Below are 17,350 nucleotides of genomic sequence, written 5' to 3' on the forward strand. Positions count from 1 at the left end.
CCCACAGGGGAACGCATTCCAAAATGTGGGAGCGAGCTTGCTCGCGAAGGCGCCATCAGCCATACAACCTAACCACTACTGGCTACGCAGGCTTTCCAGCAACTTGTGCGTCGGATACCCGTCCGCCGGCCAGCCAAGCGACTGCTGGGCACTGCGAATCGCTTTGCGCGTATTGGCGCCGATGATCCCGTCCGCTGTGCCGGCATCGTAATTGCGCGCGCTCAGCAGGGTTTGCAATTCCATACGCTCGGTACGGCTCAGCGGCAGATCATCTTTCGGCCAGCTGCCGTTGATCAAGCCACCACCGTTGAAACGCTCGGACAACAGGCTCACCGCCAAGGCATACGACGAAGAGTTGTTGTACTTGAGGATCGCCCGGAAGTTGTCGAGGATCAGGAACGCCGGGCCGCGATAACCGGCCGGCAGCAGCAGGGCAGCGGAAAGTTGCTCCGAGCCGGCTGGGACTTGAGCGCCGTTTGGCAGGATCACGCCCAACTGACGCCATTCGGCAACGCTCTTGCGAATAGCACCATCAGCCAGCGTGTAATTGAAACTGCTCGGCAATTGCACTTCAAAACCCCACGGTTGACCACGTTGCCAACCGGAGCTTTGCAGGTAATGCGCGGTCGAGGCCAGTGCATCGGCAGGGCTGCCCCAGATATCGCGGCGACCGTCACCGTCGAAGTCCACGGCGTGAGTGTTGTAGGTGGTCGGAATGAATTGGGTCTGGCCCATGGCGCCGGCCCACGAGCCAAGCATTTTCTCCGGCGTGATATCGCCCTGCTGCAGGATCTGCAAAGCCGCGATCAATTGCGCATGAGCAAAGCCCGGACGGCGCCCTTCGTAAGCGAGGGTAGCCAGCGAGTTGATCACCGACTTGCTGCCCTGGAACTGGCCAAAGTTGCTTTCCATGCCCCACACAGACACCAGCGCCTGACGGTCGACGCCATAACGCTGCTCGATGCTTTGTAGAATATCGGCGTACTGGCTGATCAGCGCCTGTCCCTTGCGCACGCGCAGCGGCGACAGCGCGCCGTCGAGGTATTCCCACACCGGGCGGGAGAATTCCGGCTGACTGCGGTCGGCACGAATCACGCTGGCGTCGAAACTGACATTGGCAAAGGCGCGATCAAACAGCTCTGGACGAATCCCGGCGGCCAGCGCGTCCTTGCGGAAACCTGCCTGCCATTCGGCAAAGGTCTGAGTCGGCTGAAGATCGAGAGGGTTGGCGGACGGCACTACCGGCGGGATGATCGCTGGGGCCGTGGCAACAGGGGCGGCTTGAAGGGGTTGCGCATCGGCGGCGGTCGGTTTTTCCGCACAAGCGACAAGCAGAATGAAACTGGAGGCAGCGATCAATTGGCGGACAGGCCAACGATGGGAAAGACTAAAGGGCATGCACAGGTCCAGGGGATACGAATCAGGTGCAGACCTTAACATGACCGGGGGGTACTGCGCTTCAAGCAGCCAGAAAGTAAGAAGCCTCCCAGCTGTCAGACTGGAAGGCTTCGCGGCGGTAGCTGCCTTTACCCTTGGTTGGTCGTTCCTGGCGACTGCGGAACAGGGGCTGGGCGACGATGGATTTGGCCTTGTTCGGGCCATGTTTCGATGGCTTTTTGCTCATGAGGGTTCTCTCGAGTGAGTGGGTTTTGCGCGGCAAATAATCTGCCGATGTCGGGCGTCTGTCTATAGTGCAAATGCAGGCGTGCATTGTAGGAAACAAGATCAAAAGATCGCAGCGTGCCGCAGCTCCTACAGGGATTGGTGTAGGAGCTGCCGAAGGCTGCGATCTTTTGATCTTATTCGGCAGGCAGTGAAAGACGCTGGCCAGCCATCAATAGAGCCAGACGACTCAGGCTCATCCACGGCGAACCGGCGGCTTGGCCCTTGATCTGCGCATCGATCCGCTGTGCTTCGAGCAACAACTGCGCCCAGCGTTGCGCCGAGTAGCGTTGCAGGGCTTTGCTCATCAGTGGTTTGCGCTTGTCCCAGACTGGCGGTTTTGCTTGGCTGAAACACTTGTCCAACGGCGTGCCCTGGCTGTATTGCAACGAGATGTTGGCCAGCAACCGCAGCTCTCGCGCCAGTGCCCAGAGAATCACCGGCGGTTCGACACCTTCGCCGCGCAGCCCTTCGAGCATGCGCAAGGCGTGAGCCGGTTCGCCGTTGAGCACGGCATCGGTCAGGCCAAACACATCGAAGCGCGCACTGTCCGCGACAGCAGCCTGCACGGTTTCGACGGTGATCTGCCCACCTTCGGCCATCAGTTTGAGCTTTTCGATTTCCTGCGCGGCGGCGAGCAGGTTGCCCTCGACGCGTGCGGCAATCAATTCGACGGCGTCCTGGCTGGCCGATAACCCGGCCTGCGACAGACGCTGACGTATCCAGCTCGGCAGTTGATTGGCATCGACCGGCCAGATCTGGATGAACTGGGTTTGCTGGCCTTCAACCAGGGCCTTGCCCCACTTGGTCTTCTGCGCACTGCCATCGAGCTTGGGCAGGCTGATCAGCAGTACCGTGTCTTCGGCGGGACGCGAGCAGTATTCGATAAGCGCCGCGGCACCTTTGTCACCCGGTTTGCCCGAAGGCAGGCGCAGTTCCAAAAGGCGTTTTTGTGCGAACAGCGACATGCTGGCGCCGGCCTGCAACAACGTACCCCAATCGAAACTGGCATCGGCAGCGAACACCTGGCGCTCGTCGAAACCTTGCTGACGCGCAGCACTGCGGATGGCGTCGGCGGCTTCCTGGCACAGCAGCGGGTCATCGCCACTGATGATGTAGACCGGCGCAAGGGCGCCTTGCAGATGTTTGCCGAGTTGGGCGGGAGCGAGCTTCATAAGAAAGGTCGAACGGGGCGCGTGAGCGCCCCGAACGTCTTACTGCTGCGGGATTTCGAGCGGCGACTGGCGCGGTGTTTCCGCTTCAGCCTTTTGCGCCGCTTCGAGCGCGTCAGCTTCAGCCTTGGCGCGGTTGTTGGCAGCTTGCTGCAGTTGCTCCAGTTGACCTGGGGTCAGCTGTTGCAGGCGCAGCATCATGCGCTGAACCAGCTCGCGACGGATATCGCGACGGGCGTCGCTGGCTTCCTGGTCGGAGCCGACGAGGTTGTTACCGTCGTGGATAAACACTTTCTGCACTTCAAGCTTGTCGCTCAGCAGCGAAAGGTTTTTGTCGCCACGGATGTCGTAGCTCAGGACGGTAGTGACCTGATACTCGCCCGTACGACCTGCACCGGCGTAGCTGAGGATGCGCTGGTTTTCCTGCTCGTCAGCCAGGAACAGCTTGTACGGTGCACCGCTGTAAACCTTGACGCCGCTGGACTCAAGCACCTGACGCAGTTGAGTGACCGTCTCGCCGTAGGCGTTACGAGCGCTCAGGTCGAGCTCCTTGATGGTGAGTTCGGTAGTGCCAGTACCGCGCAGCTGGAAACCACAGGCGCTCAGAAGGACGGCGAGGCCCATCACCAGCAGATTGCGTTTGATCATTGTGTTGCTCCCCTTGAAACCACGTGGGCCGACTGTACGGCCCGAAAGGTTTTACTTGGCGCCAGGCGAACCTGACGCCCGATCCAATTAGCTGGCGACGATGTTGACCAGTTTCCCCGGCACAACGATCACTTTACGAATAGTCAGGCCGTCGACAAAGCGCAGCACGTTCTCGTTGATGCGAGCAGCCGCTTCGACTTCTTCACGCGTTGCGGTCGCCGGCATCTCGATCTGCCCGCGCAGTTTGCCGTTGACCTGGATGACCAGGGTCAGGCTGTCTTGTACAAGCGCGGATTCGTCGACCACAGGCCAGCCAGCGTCGATCACCGGATCGCTGTGACCCAGTTGATTCCACAGCTCGTGGCTGATGTGCGGCGTGATTGGCGCGAGCAGCAAGGTCACGGCTTCCAGGCCTTCATGAATCAGCGCGCGATCCTGTTCGGTGCCTTGTGCGACTTTTTCCAGTACGTTCATCAGCGTCATCACTTGGGCGATGGCGGTGTTGAATTTGTGGTTCTGGCCGACGTCGTGGCTGGCTTGCTTGATGGCCACGTGGATCGAACGGCGAACGGCTTTCTGCTCGTCGTTCAGGCTGGCAATATCCAGTTTGCCCGGCAGACCCTGGCTAACATGGGCTTGCGCCAGACGCCAGACGCGCTTGAGGAAACGGTGCGAGCCTTCAACGCCGGAGTCCGACCATTCGGCGCTCATGTCTGGCGGCGAGGCAAACATCATGAACAGGCGGCAAGTATCGGCGCCGAACTGATCGATCATCGACTGTGGGTCAACGCCATTGTTCTTCGACTTGGCCATCTTCTCGGTGCCACCGATTTCCACCGGCAGGCCGTCGGATTTCAGCTTGGCGCTGATGACCTTGGCTTTGCTGTCACGCTCAAGTTCTACATCCGCCGGGTTGAACCAGGTGTAAGCACCATTGGCTTCGCGACGGTAGTAAGTCTCGGCGATTACCATGCCTTGGGTCAGCAGGTTCTTGAATGGCTCGTTGGAGCTCACCAGGCCTTCGTCGCGCATCAGCTTGTGGAAGAAGCGCGCATAGAGCAGGTGAAGAATCGCGTGTTCGATACCGCCGATGTACTGATCCACCGGCAGCCAGTGGTCAGCCGCGGACTTCTCGACCAGGCCACCTTCAAAGTGCGGCGAGGCGTAACGGGCGTAATACCACGACGACTCGACGAAAGTGTCCATGGTGTCGGTTTCACGCTTGGCAGGCTGGCCGCATTTCGGGCAAGCGCACTCGTAAAACTCAGGCATGCGCGCCAGCGGCGAACCGGCGCCGTCCGGCACCACGTCTTCCGGCAGGACGACAGGCAATTGATCTTCCGGCACCGGCACGTCACCGCAAGTATCGCAATGGATGATCGGGATCGGGCAGCCCCAGTAGCGCTGACGGCTGATGCCCCAGTCGCGCAGGCGGAACTGGGTGCGCGAGGCGCCCAGTTCTTTCTTGATCAGGGCGACTTCCATGGCGTCGAACGCGCCCGCGAAGTCGAGACCGTCGAACTCGCCGGAGTTGATCAGCGTGCCGTGCTCGCCGTAGGCGTCTTGCCACGGGGCCGGATTGGTATCGCCGGAGCTGGTACGCACCACCGATTTGACCGGCAGGTTGTACTTGTGGGCGAATTCGAAATCGCGCTCGTCGTGCGCCGGTACCGCCATCACAGCGCCATCGCCGTAGTGCATCAGCACATAGTTGGCGACCCATACCGGGAGTTTTTCACCGGTCAGCGGGTGCTCGACGAACAGGCCGGTCGGCAGGCCTTTTTTCTCTTGGGTAGCGACGTCGGCTTCAGCGACGCTGCCGCCCTTGCATTCAGCGATGAACGCTTGCAGCTCGGTATTGTTTTTTGCGGCCAGGGTGGCCAGTGGATGCTCGGCAGCCACGGCGACATAAGTCGCGCCCATCAGGGTGTCCGGACGGGTGGTGAAGACTTTCAGAGTGCCGGCTTCGCCGATCGAGTCGACGTTGTACGGGAACTGTACTTCCATGCCGCGGGATTTGCCGATCCAGTTGCGCTGCATGGTCTTGACCTGTTCAGGCCAGCCGGTCAGCTCGTCGAGGCTCTCCAGCAGTTCATCCGCATAAGCGGTGATCTTGAAGTAGTACATCGGGATTTCGCGCTTTTCGATCAGCGCGCCGGAACGCCAGCCGCGACCGTCGATCACCTGTTCGTTGGCCAGAACGGTCTGGTCGATCGGGTCCCAGTTCACGGTGCCGTTTTTGCGGTAGATCACACCTTTTTCGAACAGGCGAGTGAACAGCCATTGTTCCCAGCGGTAGTAATCAGGCTTGCAGGTGGTGACTTCGCGCGACCAGTCGACCGCCAGACCCAGGCTGCGCAGCTGGGTTTTCATGTAGGCGATGTTTTCGTAGGTCCACTTGGCCGGAGCGACGTTGTTTTTCATCGCGGCGTTTTCCGCCGGCATGCCGAAAGCGTCCCACCCCATCGGTTGCAGAACATTCTTGCCTTGCATGCGCTGATAACGGGAGATCACGTCGCCGATGGTGTAGTTGCGCACGTGCCCCATGTGTAGCTTGCCGCTGGGGTAAGGGAACATCGACAGGCAGTAGTAAGTCTCCTTGCCTGGCTGTTCACTGACTTCAAAGGACTTTTGCTCGTCCCAGAACGACTGGGCGGCGGCTTCGATTTCACGGGGCTGATATTGTTCGTGCATGGCTACTTTTGTACTGGATAGGGGTGGCCTAATCCTCTTCAACGCGGCATTCGGGATGGCCCGGACGAGCTGGAAGTGGAATTACAGGAAGCGCCGTAGCATACATGACCGCGCTTGGCCTAGGGAAACCCTGATTACAGCTGTTTGGTGCGGCGAATTCATGACGAGGGCCGTTGGTCGCGGCGTGCAGCCGGTTTGTGCAGCGAAGCTAAGCTCTAACTGGGGAGTGAGTCTTATCTTCAATGAGGTGAGGGATGGTGGAGCAACGGCAGAAAAACGTCACGAAACCTGAGTTGTACGAGCGGTTGATGAACCGTCTGGGCATGGCCCTGGATGCTGCCAAAACCGCTGACCGGCTGCGCGACGAGCGCCCCCTGGAACTGGAATTGCGTGGCTTGAGCCCCGCCGAGTTCAAACTGGTCAAGGCCTATCTGGATCGTAGTGAACGTGAAACGCATGGATGCTTGTCGCAGGCAGTGAAGCAGCTCGATGCAGCACATTCGGCCAAGGTCATCTGGCTCAAGGACAAGGCGCCCGGCAGAGATACCGTCAAGGTACGGGCTTTGCAGGCCAAGTAAGCGCATGGCAGGTCAAGAACCGGATCTTTTTCAACAGGATCCCACCTATCGGTTGTAACGCATTATTAACACTCTTAGGCTTCGGGCATCTTTGGAGATGCCCGATGCCCATTCGTTATTTCATCAAACAACTTCTTTTGCCGCCCGGCATTCTTTTGCTGCTGTTGCTGGTCGCGTGGTGGCTGCGCCGTTCGCGGCCGCGATTGGCCGGGTTGTGTTTTGCCATTGGCTTTGGCGGATTCTGGCTGATGAGCTTGCCGGTGGTGGTGCAATGGGGTGCCAAGGCGCTGGAGCGTGAGCCTGCGCTGGCCCGGGAAGAGTGGGCAACGCTCGCGCAACGGGCTGATGCCATTGTGGTGCTGGGTTCCGGGCGTGAACGTGGCGATCTGGCCTGGGGCGAGGATCAACCGACTGGCGTCGGGCTTGAGCGTCAGCGATATGCCGCACGGTTGGCCAAGGCGTCGGGGTTACCGATTCTGACCACAGGCGGGCTACATTATGGAACGCCGCCGACCGAGGCAAAGCTGATGGCCGATTCACTGCGCGACGATTTCGGCGTAGCGGTGCGTTGGCAGGAGGGTGAAAGCCGTACGACGTGGGAAAACGCCAGGTTCACGGCTGATATCTTGTTGCCGCAGGGGATCAAGCGCGTGGTTGTGGTGACCCAGGCCTGGCACATGCCGCGCTCGGTGTGGAGTTTTCAACAGGCGGGGTTTGAAGTGGTGCCGGCGCCGGTTGGTTTCCTGGGCACGGATAACGCGAGGCCGTTTGGTGGCTGGCTGCCGGAGTTCAAGTCGATCTGGCAGAGCGGGCAACTGTTGAATGAGGCGGTGGGGCAGGTGGGGTATTCGTTGTTTTACCGCTGAAGATCAAAAGATCGCAGCCTGCGGCAGCTCCTACATTGGGATTTGCGTTTTCCCTGTAGGAGCTTCCGCAGGCTGCGATCTTTTGCTTTAAAGGGTTTTCGACATCCGGCTGGCCATCAGTGCCCAGCCAAACAACAACACGCACAGGATGATCAGCGGCCACGAACGCCATTGCAGATACGGCGTCAGGTTGTGCATCGGCACCACTTCGCCGTACAGAATGCCCTGTTCGAACTGCGGAATCTGCTCGGTGATCTGCCCGAACGGGTTGATCAACCCGGTCACACCGTTGTTGGTCGCGCGAATCATCCAGCGGCCCGCTTCCAGCGCACGCATCTGCGCCATTTGCAAATGTTGCAGCGGTCCGATCGAGGTGCCGAACCAGGTGTCGTTGCTGATCGTCAGCAACAGATCGCTGCGTGCCGACAGGCCTGCGGCGAAGTCCGGGTACACCACTTCATAGCAGATGAACGGCGCAACCTGATAACCCTTGGCCTGCAACAGCGCCTGATCGGCTGGGCCGCGGGCAAAGTCGGACATCGGCAGGTCGAAGAATGCGATCAAGCCACGCAGGATGTCCTGCAGTGGTACGTATTCACCGAATGGCACCAGTTTTTGCTTGAGGTAAGTACCGTCGCCTTCGCCCACCACGGTGATACCGTTGAAGAAGCGTCTTTCATGACGGACCATTTCGCGAATCGGCACGCCGGTGATCAGCGCTGATTTACGCTCGGCGGCGAAGCTGCCCATCATGCTCAGGTAGCCCTCGGCGGACTCTTTCAATACCGGCACGGCGGTTTCCGGCCAGATCAGCAGATCCACTGGTTTTGAGCGAAAACTCAGATCGCGGTACAGGGCCAGCTGCGCGTTGAGTTCGGCCGGATCCCATTTCATGCTTTGCGCGACGTTGCCCTGAATTGCAGCAACGCTCAGTGGCGCGCCCGACGGACTGGTCCAGGCGTGGCCCTTGAGCGCAATGCCCGCGGCCCACGGCCCGATCAGCAGTACCAAACCCGCCACCACAAAGCCTTTGCGTCCGGTCTGCAGCAACCGGGGAGCGTTGTAGATCAGCGCTGCGGTCAGCGCCAGAGTGAACGACACCAGCCACATGCCGCCGACCGGCGCGAGCCCGGCCAGCGGGCCATCGAGTTGGCTGTAACCTGAGTACAGCCACGGGAAACCGGTGAGAAACCAGCCGCGAAACATTTCCTGAGCGACCCACAGCGCGGCAAACGCCAAAGCATCGGCCAGCGGCGCTTCATTGCGGCGCAACCAGCGCGCCCAAATCCAGGCCGGCAGGGCGAAGAACCAGGCAATCGCGGCGGTAAACAGCAGCATCAGGAACCCGGCCAGCAGCACCGAAGCGCCACCGAAGTGGTGAATGCTGTAATAGATCCAACTGGTGCCGGCGCCGAACAGGCCGAAACCGAAACACCAGCCACGGCCCAGCGCCTGACGCGGGCTCAGCTCGCGCAAGCCGGCATAAAACAGGCCGACCGCCAGCAAAGCCAGCGGCCAGATGTTGAACGGCGCCAGAGCGAAGGTAGTGATTGCACCGGCCGCCACGGCCAGCAGGTTACCGGGCCAGCCGGGGCGGGTTGTCCAGCGCATTTCAATCCTTAGAGGTATTACCGGGCGATAGGGGTCAGTCGCAGCAAGTGAATCCGACGGCTGTCGGCGTTCAGGATGCGGAAACGATAGGCGCCGATTTCAGTGATTTCGTTGCGTTTTGGCAAGTGCCCGAACGCGCTCATCACCAGACCACCGACGGTGTCGAACTCGTCATCAGAGAATTCGCTGTCGAAGAACTCGTTGAAGTTCTCGATCGGCGTCAGCGCCTTGATCAGGAAGTCGCCACTGGGCAGCGGCTTGATGTAGCTGTCTTCTTCGACGTCGTGCTCGTCTTCGATGTCGCCGACGATCTGCTCCAGCACGTCTTCGATGGTCACCAGACCGGCCACACCGCCGTATTCGTCGATGACGATGGCCATGTGATTGTGGTTGGCGCGGAATTCACGCAGCAACACGTTCAGACGCTTGGACTCCGGCACGAAGGTGGCCGGGCGTAGCAGGTCCTTGATGTTGAAGCTGTCGCCGTTTTCCTTGAGGATCAACGGCAGCAGGTCCTTGGCCAGCAGCACGCCCATCACGTCATCATGGCTTTCACCAATGACCGGATAGCGCGAGTGGGCCGAGTCGACCACGGCCGGGAGGAATTCACGCGGTGTCTGGGTCGCCTTGATGCTGATCATCTGCGAGCGCGGCACCATGATGTCGCGTACTTGCAGGTCAGCCACCTGAATGGCGCCTTCGACGATGGCCAGCGCTTCGCTGTCCAGCAGTTTGTTCTGATGTGCATCACGCAGCAGCTCGAGGAGCTCCTGACGGTTCTTCGGCTCGTGGGCAAAAGCCTGGGTCAGTTTACCCAGCCATGACTTCTGCCCGTTGCTCGATCGATCTTCGCTCATAGCGATTACTCTGAATCCTTTGTTGTAACGATAGGGGATGTTTCGGGTTCGTCGTCCGCGTACGGATCGGGATAGCCCAGTTCAGCAAGCAACTCGCGTTCCAGTGCTTCCATTTCCTCGGCTTCTTCGTCATCTATATGGTCGTAACCCAGTAGATGCAAGCAGCCGTGAATGACCAGATGTGCCCAGTGGGCCTTTAGTTCCTTGCCTTGTTCGGCAGCTTCGCGCTCAACCACCGCCACGCAGATCACCAGATCGCCCAGCAGCGGGATGTCGAGAAACTCGTCAGGCACTTCAGCCGGGAATGACAGGACGTTGGTCGCGTAATCCTTGTGGCGCCAGGTGTGATTGAGCTCGCGGCCTTCTTCCTCGTCGACCAGACGAATGGTCATTTCCGAGTCGGCGGTGCGTTGGCGCAGGGCCAGTTCGCACCACAGACGGAAGTCGGCTTCACTCGGCGCGTTCGCGTCAGTTGCGATTTGCAGGTCTAGCTCAAGCATTTCGCGAGGTGTCCTTGGGTACTTCGTCACGGTTTTCGAAGCGCTCGTAGGCTTCGACGATCCGCTGGACCAAAGGATGGCGCACGACGTCTTTAGGCTGGAAGTGGGTGAAGCTGATACCCGGTACGTCTTTGAGCACTTCGATCACATGGTGCAGACCCGACTTGGTGCCTTTCGGCAGGTCGACCTGGGTGATGTCACCGGTGATGACTGCTGTAGAGCCGAAACCGATCCGGGTGAGGAACATCTTCATCTGTTCGACGGTGGTGTTCTGACTTTCGTCGAGGATGATGAAGCTGTTGTTCAGCGTACGGCCGCGCATGTAGGCCAGCGGCGCAACTTCGATCACCTGACGTTCGATCAGTTTGGCCACGTATTCGAAGCCGAGCATCTCGTAAAGCGCGTCGTAGAGCGGGCGCAAATACGGGTCGATCTTCTGCGACAGGTCGCCGGGCAGGAAGCCGAGTTTTTCACCCGCTTCAACCGCCGGACGCACCAGCAGGATGCGACGAATCTGCTCGCGTTCCAGGGCATCGACAGCGCAAGCCACGGCCAGATAGGTCTTGCCGGTACCGGCCGGACCGATGCCGAAGTTGATGTCGTTGCCGAGGACTTCCTTGACGTAACGCAACTGATTCAAGCCGCGCGGGCGAATCATGCCTTTCTTGGTGCGCAGGGCAACGGAAGCTTCGGCGGGGGCGTGGTTGTCCAGCTCGACCACGGCCGATTCCTGCAGGAACAGGTGCACCGTATCTGGCGACAGCTCTGAACCTTTGGTTTCCCGGTACAGGCGACGAATCAGATTTTCCGCAGACGTGGTGTGTTTGGGGTCGCCGATCAGCTCGAACTGGTTTCCGCGGTTGCGGATCTCGATGGTCAGGCGCTGTTCGATCAAGCGCAAATGCTCGTCGAATTGCCCGCACAGATTGGCGAAGCGGCGAGCCTCAAAGGGCTCGAGGATAAAACGATGTGGTTCTATGGGTGCGTTCAAGGTCGTATTTAGCCGCCCTGGGGCAATTAAGATGAAATCAAGGATAACGCCAGAGGCGTGGGTGCGAAAGCTCTTAAATATTCTCGGCGTCGAGACCGTCAAGATCGCAGCCTTCGGCAGCTCCTACATGGATTACATTCCCCTGTAGGAGCTGCCGAAGGCTGCGATCTTTTGCATTTATTGGATCAGCGAGCCGCGCAGCGAGTGCGGCTGCGCCGCATCGATGTGCACGTCGGCGAACTGACCGATCAGGGTTGGATTGTCGCAGCGGAAGTTGACGATACGATTATTCTCGGTGCGCCCTTGCAGCTCGCCCGGGTCTTTCTTCGAATAATCCGTCACCAGAATGCGCTGGACCGAACCGACCATTTGTCGGCTGATCTCGAAGCCTTGCTGATTCAAACGATGCTGCAGTGCGTTCAGGCGTTCCTTCTTCAGCTCTTCCGGGGTGTCGTCGGCCAGATCGGCAGCCGGGGTGCCGGGGCGCTGGCTATAGACGAAGGAATAAGAGAAGTCGAAACCGACGTCGGCAATCAGCTTCATGGTCTGTTCGAAGTCTTTCTCGGTCTCGCCGGGGAAACCGACGATGAAGTCCGAACTGATGCAGATCCCCGGTACCGCCGCGCGCAGTTTGCGCAGCTTGGATTTGTACTCCAGCGCGGTGTGGTTGCGCTTCATCGCAGCGAGAATCCGGTCCGAGCCCGATTGCACCGGCAAATGCAGGTGCTTGACCAGTTCCGGCACGTCGGCGTGGGCCTGAATCAGGCTGTCGGAGAACTCCAACGGGTGCGAAGTGGTGTAGCGGATGCGGTCGATGCCGTCGATAGCGGCGACTACGCGGATCAGCTCGGCCAGATCGGCGAGACGACCGTCGTGGGTCGTACCGCGATAGCCGTTGACGTTCTGCCCGAGCAGCGTCACTTCACGTACGCCGTTTTCGGCGAGGTGAATGACTTCGGCGATGACGTCGTCGAACGGCCGGCTGACTTCTTCGCCACGGGTGTAAGGCACCACGCAGAACGTGCAGTACTTGCTGCAACCTTCCATCACCGACACATAAGCGCTCGGGCCATCGATGCGCGGCTCGGGCAAGTGGTCGAATTTTTCGATTTCCGGGAACGACACGTCGACTTGCGGCAATTTGGTGATGCGCGCGGCGTCGATCATTTCCGGCAGGCGGTGCAGGGTCTGCGGGCCAAAGACCACGTCGACGTACGGCGCGCGATCACGGATCGCCGCGCCTTCCTGGCTGGCCACGCAACCGCCAACGGCGATTACCATCTCCGGGTTGGCCAGTTTCAGTTCGCGCCAGCGGCCGAGCTGCGAATACACGCGATCCTGGGCGCGCTCGCGGATCGAGCAGGTGTTGAGCAGAATCACGTCGGCGTCTTCCGCGCGAGCGGTGACTTCCAGGGCCTGATGTTCACCCAGCAGATCGACCATGCGCGAGCTGTCGTACTCGTTCATCTGGCAACCGTGGGTTTCGATGTAAAGCTTCTTGGCCATGGATTAGGGTCATCACGTGATTCAAAGAACCGCGCATTATAGGGAACAAGCCCTCAGGTTCCTACCGCTGCGCGTCCGGTGGCTATGCTATAGTTTGCGCCCTCATTTTTATCCCCGATGTTATCCCCCCGCCATGACCAAACGCGAAGCTCCAATCTATAAGGTGATTTTCCTCAACCAGGGCCAGGTGTTCGAAATGTACGCCAAGCAGATCTATCAAAGTGATCTGTGGGGCTTTCTGGAAGTGGAAGAGTTCGTCTTTGGCGAGCGGACGCAAGTGGTCGTCGACCCGAGCGAAGAAAAGCTCAAGGCGCAGTTCGAAGGCGTGGTGCGCAGCTTTGTGCCGATGCACTCGATTGTGCGCATCGACGAGGTGGAGCGTCTGGGTACCCCGAAAATCAGCGAAGCCCGCGGCGCGGTCGGCAATGTGATGCCGTTTCCGATGCCGATGCCTGAGAAGTAACAGCAGATTCTGGATGCTGATAGTTCCCACGCTCTGCGTGGGAATGCCGCCCTCGACGCTCTGCGTCGGTGACGCGGAGCGTCACTGGATGAATTCCCACGCAGAGCGTGGGAACTATCGCTGATCAGGGAAGAGGCGAGAACGGCGTACGCCCATCGGCGCTCTGCAGTTCCATCAGGTATTTACGGAAAATTTGCCCGAGCACCTGGGTGGCGGTTTCGAGATCTTCGCGGGACATTTTTTCGGAGACTTCGTCGGCCGTGTCCAGCGCGTCTTCAGCGCCGTTGACCGCCGCCATCTTCAGCACGATATACGCCTGAATGTTGTTGGCTTGCACGCCTTCACCGTGGAAGAACATGGTGCCCAGTTTGAATTGCGCCTGAGCGTGGCCTTGCAACGAGGCTTTTTCGAAATAGCTCAGGGCTTGATTGAGGTCGCGCGGCGCATTCTTGCCGTCGTAGTAGAACTCACCCAACTCGTATTGCGCTTGCGCATCCCCTTCGTCCGCCGCTTTCTGGCACGCGGCCAAGGCCTGCGTGACGTCTTGCGGCTGAGTATTGAGGGTGCAACGACCCATCGCCGGGATCAACAACGAGTTGCCGCCTGCTTGTGCATGCGCGAGCAGGGGCTGAAGGAGCAACAGGCAGCCCAAGGCAAGGGTGCGGCCGGTGCGGTTCATGGGAATCGACTTACCTCTGAAGGGCACGCGGACCCATCGAGGGATCCAATAAGCGCGCATTATGAAATAAGCAGGGCCAACCTTACAAAGTCTTTACTCGTTTTTCTGCTGCGCGGGGAATATATCGCCCACTTTAGGGGAGATTTTTAGCAGGAGCATCGGAAAAACAGCGTGGGTGTAGGTGAATGCTGACGCTGGCGATAGCCAACGTCAGCGGTACGGCGATTACTTCAGTGCAGCGAAGGCGCGCTCGGCAGCGTCCAGTGTCAGTTTCAACTCGGCTTCGCCGTGGGCGATCGAGGTGAAACCGGCTTCGAAGGCGCTCGGTGCCAGATACACGCCACCTTCCAGCATCAGGTGGAAGAAGCGACCGAACAACGCAGCGTCGCTGGCCATCACGTCTTCAAAGGTGACGATGTCATCGGCGCCGCTGAAGTACAGACCGAACATGCCGCCAGCCTGGGTGGTCACGAATGGAATGCCGGCGGCATCGGCGCGTTGTTGCAGGCCGTCGAGCAGACGCGTGGTGTAGTCGGTCAGCTCGGCGTGAAAGCCTGGACGACTGATCAAACGCAAAGTGGTCAAGCCAGCGGCCATGGCCAGCGGGTTACCCGACAACGTGCCGGCCTGATACACCGGACCCAGCGGCGCGATGCGCTCCATGATTTCGCGCTTGCCGCCGAAGCAGCCAACCGGCATGCCGCCGCCGATGATCTTGCCGAAGGTGGTCAGGTCAGGATTGACCCCGTAGTACGCCTGAGCACCGCCGAGGGCAACGCGGAAACCGGTCATCACTTCGTCGAAAATCAGCACCACGCCATGCTTGTCGCACAGCGAACGCAGACCTTCGAGGAAACCTGGCGCTGGCGGCACGCAGTTCATGTTGCCGGCCACCGGCTCAACAATAATGCACGCCACGTCCTCACCCACTTCAGCGAGCATCTTTTCCACAGCGTCGATGTCGTTGAAGGGCAGGGTCAGAGTGTGTTTGGCGAATGCCGCCGGCACGCCGGCCGAACTTGGCACGCCTTGGGTCAGTGCGCCGGAACCGGCCTTGACCAGCAGGCTGTCGGAGTGACCGTGGTAGCAGCCTTCGAACTTGATGATGCTGTCGCGGCCGGTGTAACCACGGGCCAGACGGATCGCGCTCATGGTTGCTTCGGTGCCAGAGCTGACCATGCGCACCATGTCCATCGATGGCACCAGCGAGCAGACCAGGTCGGCCATCTCGGTTTCCATCGCGGTCGGCGCGCCGTAGGACAAGCCGTGTTGCAGCTGATTGCGCACCGCGTCGAGCACGTCCGGGTGGCTGTGGCCGAGGATCATCGGGCCCCACGAGCCGACGTAATCGACATAACGCTTGTCGTCTTCGTCAGTGACGTAGGCGCCTTCAGCGTGCTTGAAGAACAACGGCGTACCGCCAACGCTCTTGAACGCACGAACGGGCGAGTTCACGCCACCGGGGATGTGTTTCTGGGCATTGGCAAACAGGGTTTCGGAACGAGACATGATCGGGCTCTCAAATCAGACTTTCAGTAAATCATTGAACGCGCGGGCGCGGCGGGTCACTTCGGCGCTGCTTTCGGCACCAAACAGACCGTGGACCACGGCGAGCAGGTCGACGCCATGGGCCACCAGCGGTGCAGCGTTGTCGAGGGTGATGCCGCCAATCGCGCAGATCGGCAGGTGCAGCGTGCGCTTGGCTTGGTCGAGCAGATCGAGGCTGCAGGTCGGCGCGCCGGGCTTGGTGTTGGAGTTGAAGAAGCGGCCGAAGGCGACGTAACTCGCGCCTTCTTTGGCGGCTTGCTCGGCCAGCGCGATTTGCGCGTGACAGGTCGAACCGATGATCGCTTTTGAACCGAGCAGGGCGCGGGTCGGCGACAGTGGGCCGTCGGTCTGACCAAGGTGCACGCCGACGTTAAGCCGCGCGGCCAGTTCGGCATCATCGTTGATGATCAACTGCGTCTTGTAGCGCTCGCACAGATCACGCAGCGCTTCGGCCTCGCGCAAACGGCGGGCCTCGTCGCTGCTCTTGTCGCGGTATTGCAGCAGGGTGACGCCGCCTTCCAGCGCCGCCTCTACATAAGACAGAAACTTGCCGGCCAGCAGCTCGCTGTCGGTAATGGCATACAGGCCACGTAGTTTCATCGGGCAGACCTCACGACGTTACGAGCAGAAATCCAGCGGCAGGCGACGCGGGACGAACTGGCCTTTGCCCAGTTGTTCGGCATCGCGCAGGGTGCGCCAGGTGTAATCGAGTGCACTGCGCACGGCGCTGGCCAGGTGTTCGCCTTGCGCCAGTCGACCGGCCAGCGCGCTGGCCAAGGTGCAGCCGGAGCCGTGATAGCTGCCCGGCAGACGCTGGCAGATAAACGTTTCACGCAGGCCGTCGCGGCTGTACACGCGGTTATGGATTTCAGTTTCGTCGCCGTGGCCGCCGGTGATCAGCAGGTTTTTGACGAACGGCAGGAGTTTTTCAGCGCACTCGTCCGCGGTGCCTTCGGGCAGTTCGGCGAGGATGCGCGCTTCAGGAAGGTTAGGGGTGGCAATGATCGACAGCGGCAGCAGACGTTCGCGCATCGCGTAGCCGACCTCGTCCTTGCCCAGGCGACCGCCGCCACCGGCGCGCAGCACCGGGTCGCAGACCACCGGCAAATGCGGGTGCGCCGAGAGCAGTTCGACAACGGTGTCGACCATTTCCAGCGAACCGAGCATGCCCAGTTTGACAGCAGCGACTTCGGAGTCGTTGAGCACGGCATTGGCCTGGGCCAACACCCACTCACGGTCGAGGACGCGGAAGTCAGTGACGTTGACGGTGTCTTGCACGGTCAGGGCGGTGACGGCCGGAGCCGCATGGCAACCCTGCGCGAGCAGGGCTTCGATATCTGCCTGCAAGCCGGCGCCACCACTGGGGTCGTGGCCGGAGAGACAGAGGACAACGGGGCGGGAGCTGTAGATATTCATGGTGCGCGAGCTTACCACCAAAGCTGATTTTCGGGTTCAGTGCCTTTGTGCCTGGCCGATAACCTGGCAAGAGAATCCGACCGTACTGTCACAACCTGACCAACCCAACAGCTCTATCTCGATGCTTTGCTCTGGAACGCCCGTTCTAGAGCCTTTGTA

The 17,350-nt window shown here is 60.1% G+C and carries 17 protein-coding genes; 3 read left to right on the forward strand and 14 right to left on the reverse strand.

Annotated elements, in window-relative coordinates; genetic code table 11:
* Nucleotides 1–75 precede the first annotated feature (75 nt).
* From ACW9IR_RS12315 to leuS, 5 genes are all read right to left on the reverse strand, one after another.
* The gene (locus tag ACW9IR_RS12315; protein WP_457463412.1) at nucleotides 76–1,398 is read right to left on the reverse strand and encodes a lytic murein transglycosylase; all 1,323 of its coding nucleotides are present in this window, start codon (nucleotides 1,396–1,398) and stop codon (nucleotides 76–78) included.
* Nucleotides 1,399–1,459: 61 nt separating this feature from the next.
* On the reverse strand, nucleotides 1,460–1,624 hold the full coding sequence (gene arfA, locus ACW9IR_RS12320; protein WP_016986126.1) for an alternative ribosome rescue factor ArfA: 165 nt from the start codon (nucleotides 1,622–1,624) through the stop codon (nucleotides 1,460–1,462).
* A 175-nt stretch (nucleotides 1,625–1,799) separates the two neighbouring features.
* Nucleotides 1,800–2,837, reverse strand: a complete 1,038-nt coding sequence (gene holA, locus ACW9IR_RS12325; RefSeq protein ID WP_102899895.1) for a DNA polymerase III subunit delta — start codon at nucleotides 2,835–2,837, stop codon at nucleotides 1,800–1,802.
* A gap of 39 nt (nucleotides 2,838–2,876) precedes the next feature.
* Entirely contained in the window at nucleotides 2,877–3,482 is a 606-nt protein-coding gene (locus ACW9IR_RS12330) for an LPS-assembly lipoprotein LptE (protein ID WP_150706829.1), read from the reverse strand.
* A gap of 87 nt (nucleotides 3,483–3,569) precedes the next feature.
* A complete protein-coding gene (gene leuS / locus ACW9IR_RS12335) occupies nucleotides 3,570–6,176 on the reverse strand; it encodes a leucine--tRNA ligase (RefSeq protein WP_102899897.1) in 2,607 nt (868 codons plus the stop codon).
* A 254-nt stretch (nucleotides 6,177–6,430) separates the two neighbouring features.
* Between leuS and ACW9IR_RS12340 the strand changes: the two genes are divergently transcribed.
* The gene (locus ACW9IR_RS12340) at nucleotides 6,431–6,754 is read left to right on the forward strand and encodes a hypothetical protein (RefSeq protein WP_016986130.1); all 324 of its coding nucleotides are present in this window, start codon (nucleotides 6,431–6,433) and stop codon (nucleotides 6,752–6,754) included.
* Between the two features lie 104 nt (nucleotides 6,755–6,858).
* A complete protein-coding gene (locus tag ACW9IR_RS12345) occupies nucleotides 6,859–7,620 on the forward strand; it encodes a YdcF family protein (protein WP_457463416.1) in 762 nt (253 codons plus the stop codon).
* Nucleotides 7,621–7,707: 87 nt separating this feature from the next.
* On the opposite strand, the gene lnt is transcribed toward ACW9IR_RS12345, so the two are convergent.
* The 5 genes from lnt to miaB form a co-directional block, all read right to left on the reverse strand.
* Entirely contained in the window at nucleotides 7,708–9,231 is a 1,524-nt protein-coding gene (gene lnt, locus ACW9IR_RS12350) for an apolipoprotein N-acyltransferase (RefSeq protein ID WP_457463418.1), read from the reverse strand.
* 17 nt (nucleotides 9,232–9,248) lie between these two features.
* A complete protein-coding gene (locus ACW9IR_RS12355) occupies nucleotides 9,249–10,088 on the reverse strand; it encodes an HlyC/CorC family transporter (protein WP_007909641.1) in 840 nt (279 codons plus the stop codon).
* Between the two features lie 5 nt (nucleotides 10,089–10,093).
* Nucleotides 10,094–10,588, reverse strand: coding sequence for an rRNA maturation RNase YbeY (gene ybeY, locus ACW9IR_RS12360; RefSeq protein ID WP_095122053.1), 495 nt, complete (start codon nucleotides 10,586–10,588; stop codon nucleotides 10,094–10,096).
* A complete protein-coding gene (locus ACW9IR_RS12365) occupies nucleotides 10,581–11,579 on the reverse strand; it encodes a PhoH family protein (protein ID WP_150706835.1) in 999 nt (332 codons plus the stop codon). The genes ybeY and ACW9IR_RS12365 overlap by 8 nt, the downstream gene beginning before the upstream one ends.
* A 177-nt stretch (nucleotides 11,580–11,756) precedes the next feature.
* Entirely contained in the window at nucleotides 11,757–13,085 is a 1,329-nt protein-coding gene (gene miaB, locus ACW9IR_RS12370) for a tRNA (N6-isopentenyl adenosine(37)-C2)-methylthiotransferase MiaB (protein ID WP_095122051.1), read from the reverse strand.
* A 133-nt stretch (nucleotides 13,086–13,218) separates the two neighbouring features.
* Between miaB and ACW9IR_RS12375 the strand changes: the two genes are divergently transcribed.
* Nucleotides 13,219–13,548, forward strand: coding sequence for a DUF1820 family protein (locus ACW9IR_RS12375; protein WP_003185742.1), 330 nt, complete (start codon nucleotides 13,219–13,221; stop codon nucleotides 13,546–13,548).
* Between the two features lie 124 nt (nucleotides 13,549–13,672).
* Here ACW9IR_RS12375 and ACW9IR_RS12380 read toward each other — a convergent pair whose 3' ends face one another.
* The 4 genes from ACW9IR_RS12380 to ACW9IR_RS12395 all read right to left on the reverse strand — a co-directional run bounded on the left by ACW9IR_RS12380 (nucleotide 13,673) and on the right by ACW9IR_RS12395 (nucleotide 17,191).
* Nucleotides 13,673–14,227 carry a tetratricopeptide repeat protein gene (locus ACW9IR_RS12380; RefSeq protein WP_003228518.1) on the reverse strand — a complete coding sequence of 185 codons (555 nt, stop codon included), beginning with the start codon at nucleotides 14,225–14,227 and terminating at the stop codon, nucleotides 13,673–13,675.
* A gap of 225 nt (nucleotides 14,228–14,452) precedes the next feature.
* Nucleotides 14,453–15,736, reverse strand: coding sequence for a glutamate-1-semialdehyde 2,1-aminomutase (gene hemL / locus ACW9IR_RS12385; RefSeq protein ID WP_038361864.1), 1,284 nt, complete (start codon nucleotides 15,734–15,736; stop codon nucleotides 14,453–14,455).
* A 15-nt stretch (nucleotides 15,737–15,751) separates the two neighbouring features.
* Nucleotides 15,752–16,375: a thiamine phosphate synthase gene (gene thiE / locus ACW9IR_RS12390; protein WP_457463422.1), complete on the reverse strand. Its 624-nt coding sequence runs from the start codon at nucleotides 16,373–16,375 to the stop codon at nucleotides 15,752–15,754.
* Nucleotides 16,376–16,393: 18 nt separating this feature from the next.
* On the reverse strand, nucleotides 16,394–17,191 hold the full coding sequence (locus ACW9IR_RS12395; RefSeq protein WP_007909650.1) for a hydroxymethylpyrimidine/phosphomethylpyrimidine kinase: 798 nt from the start codon (nucleotides 17,189–17,191) through the stop codon (nucleotides 16,394–16,396).
* Nucleotides 17,192–17,350 lie beyond the last annotated feature (159 nt).

The sequence above is a fragment of the Pseudomonas sp. SDT291_1_S447 genome (genome assembly GCF_054070155.1).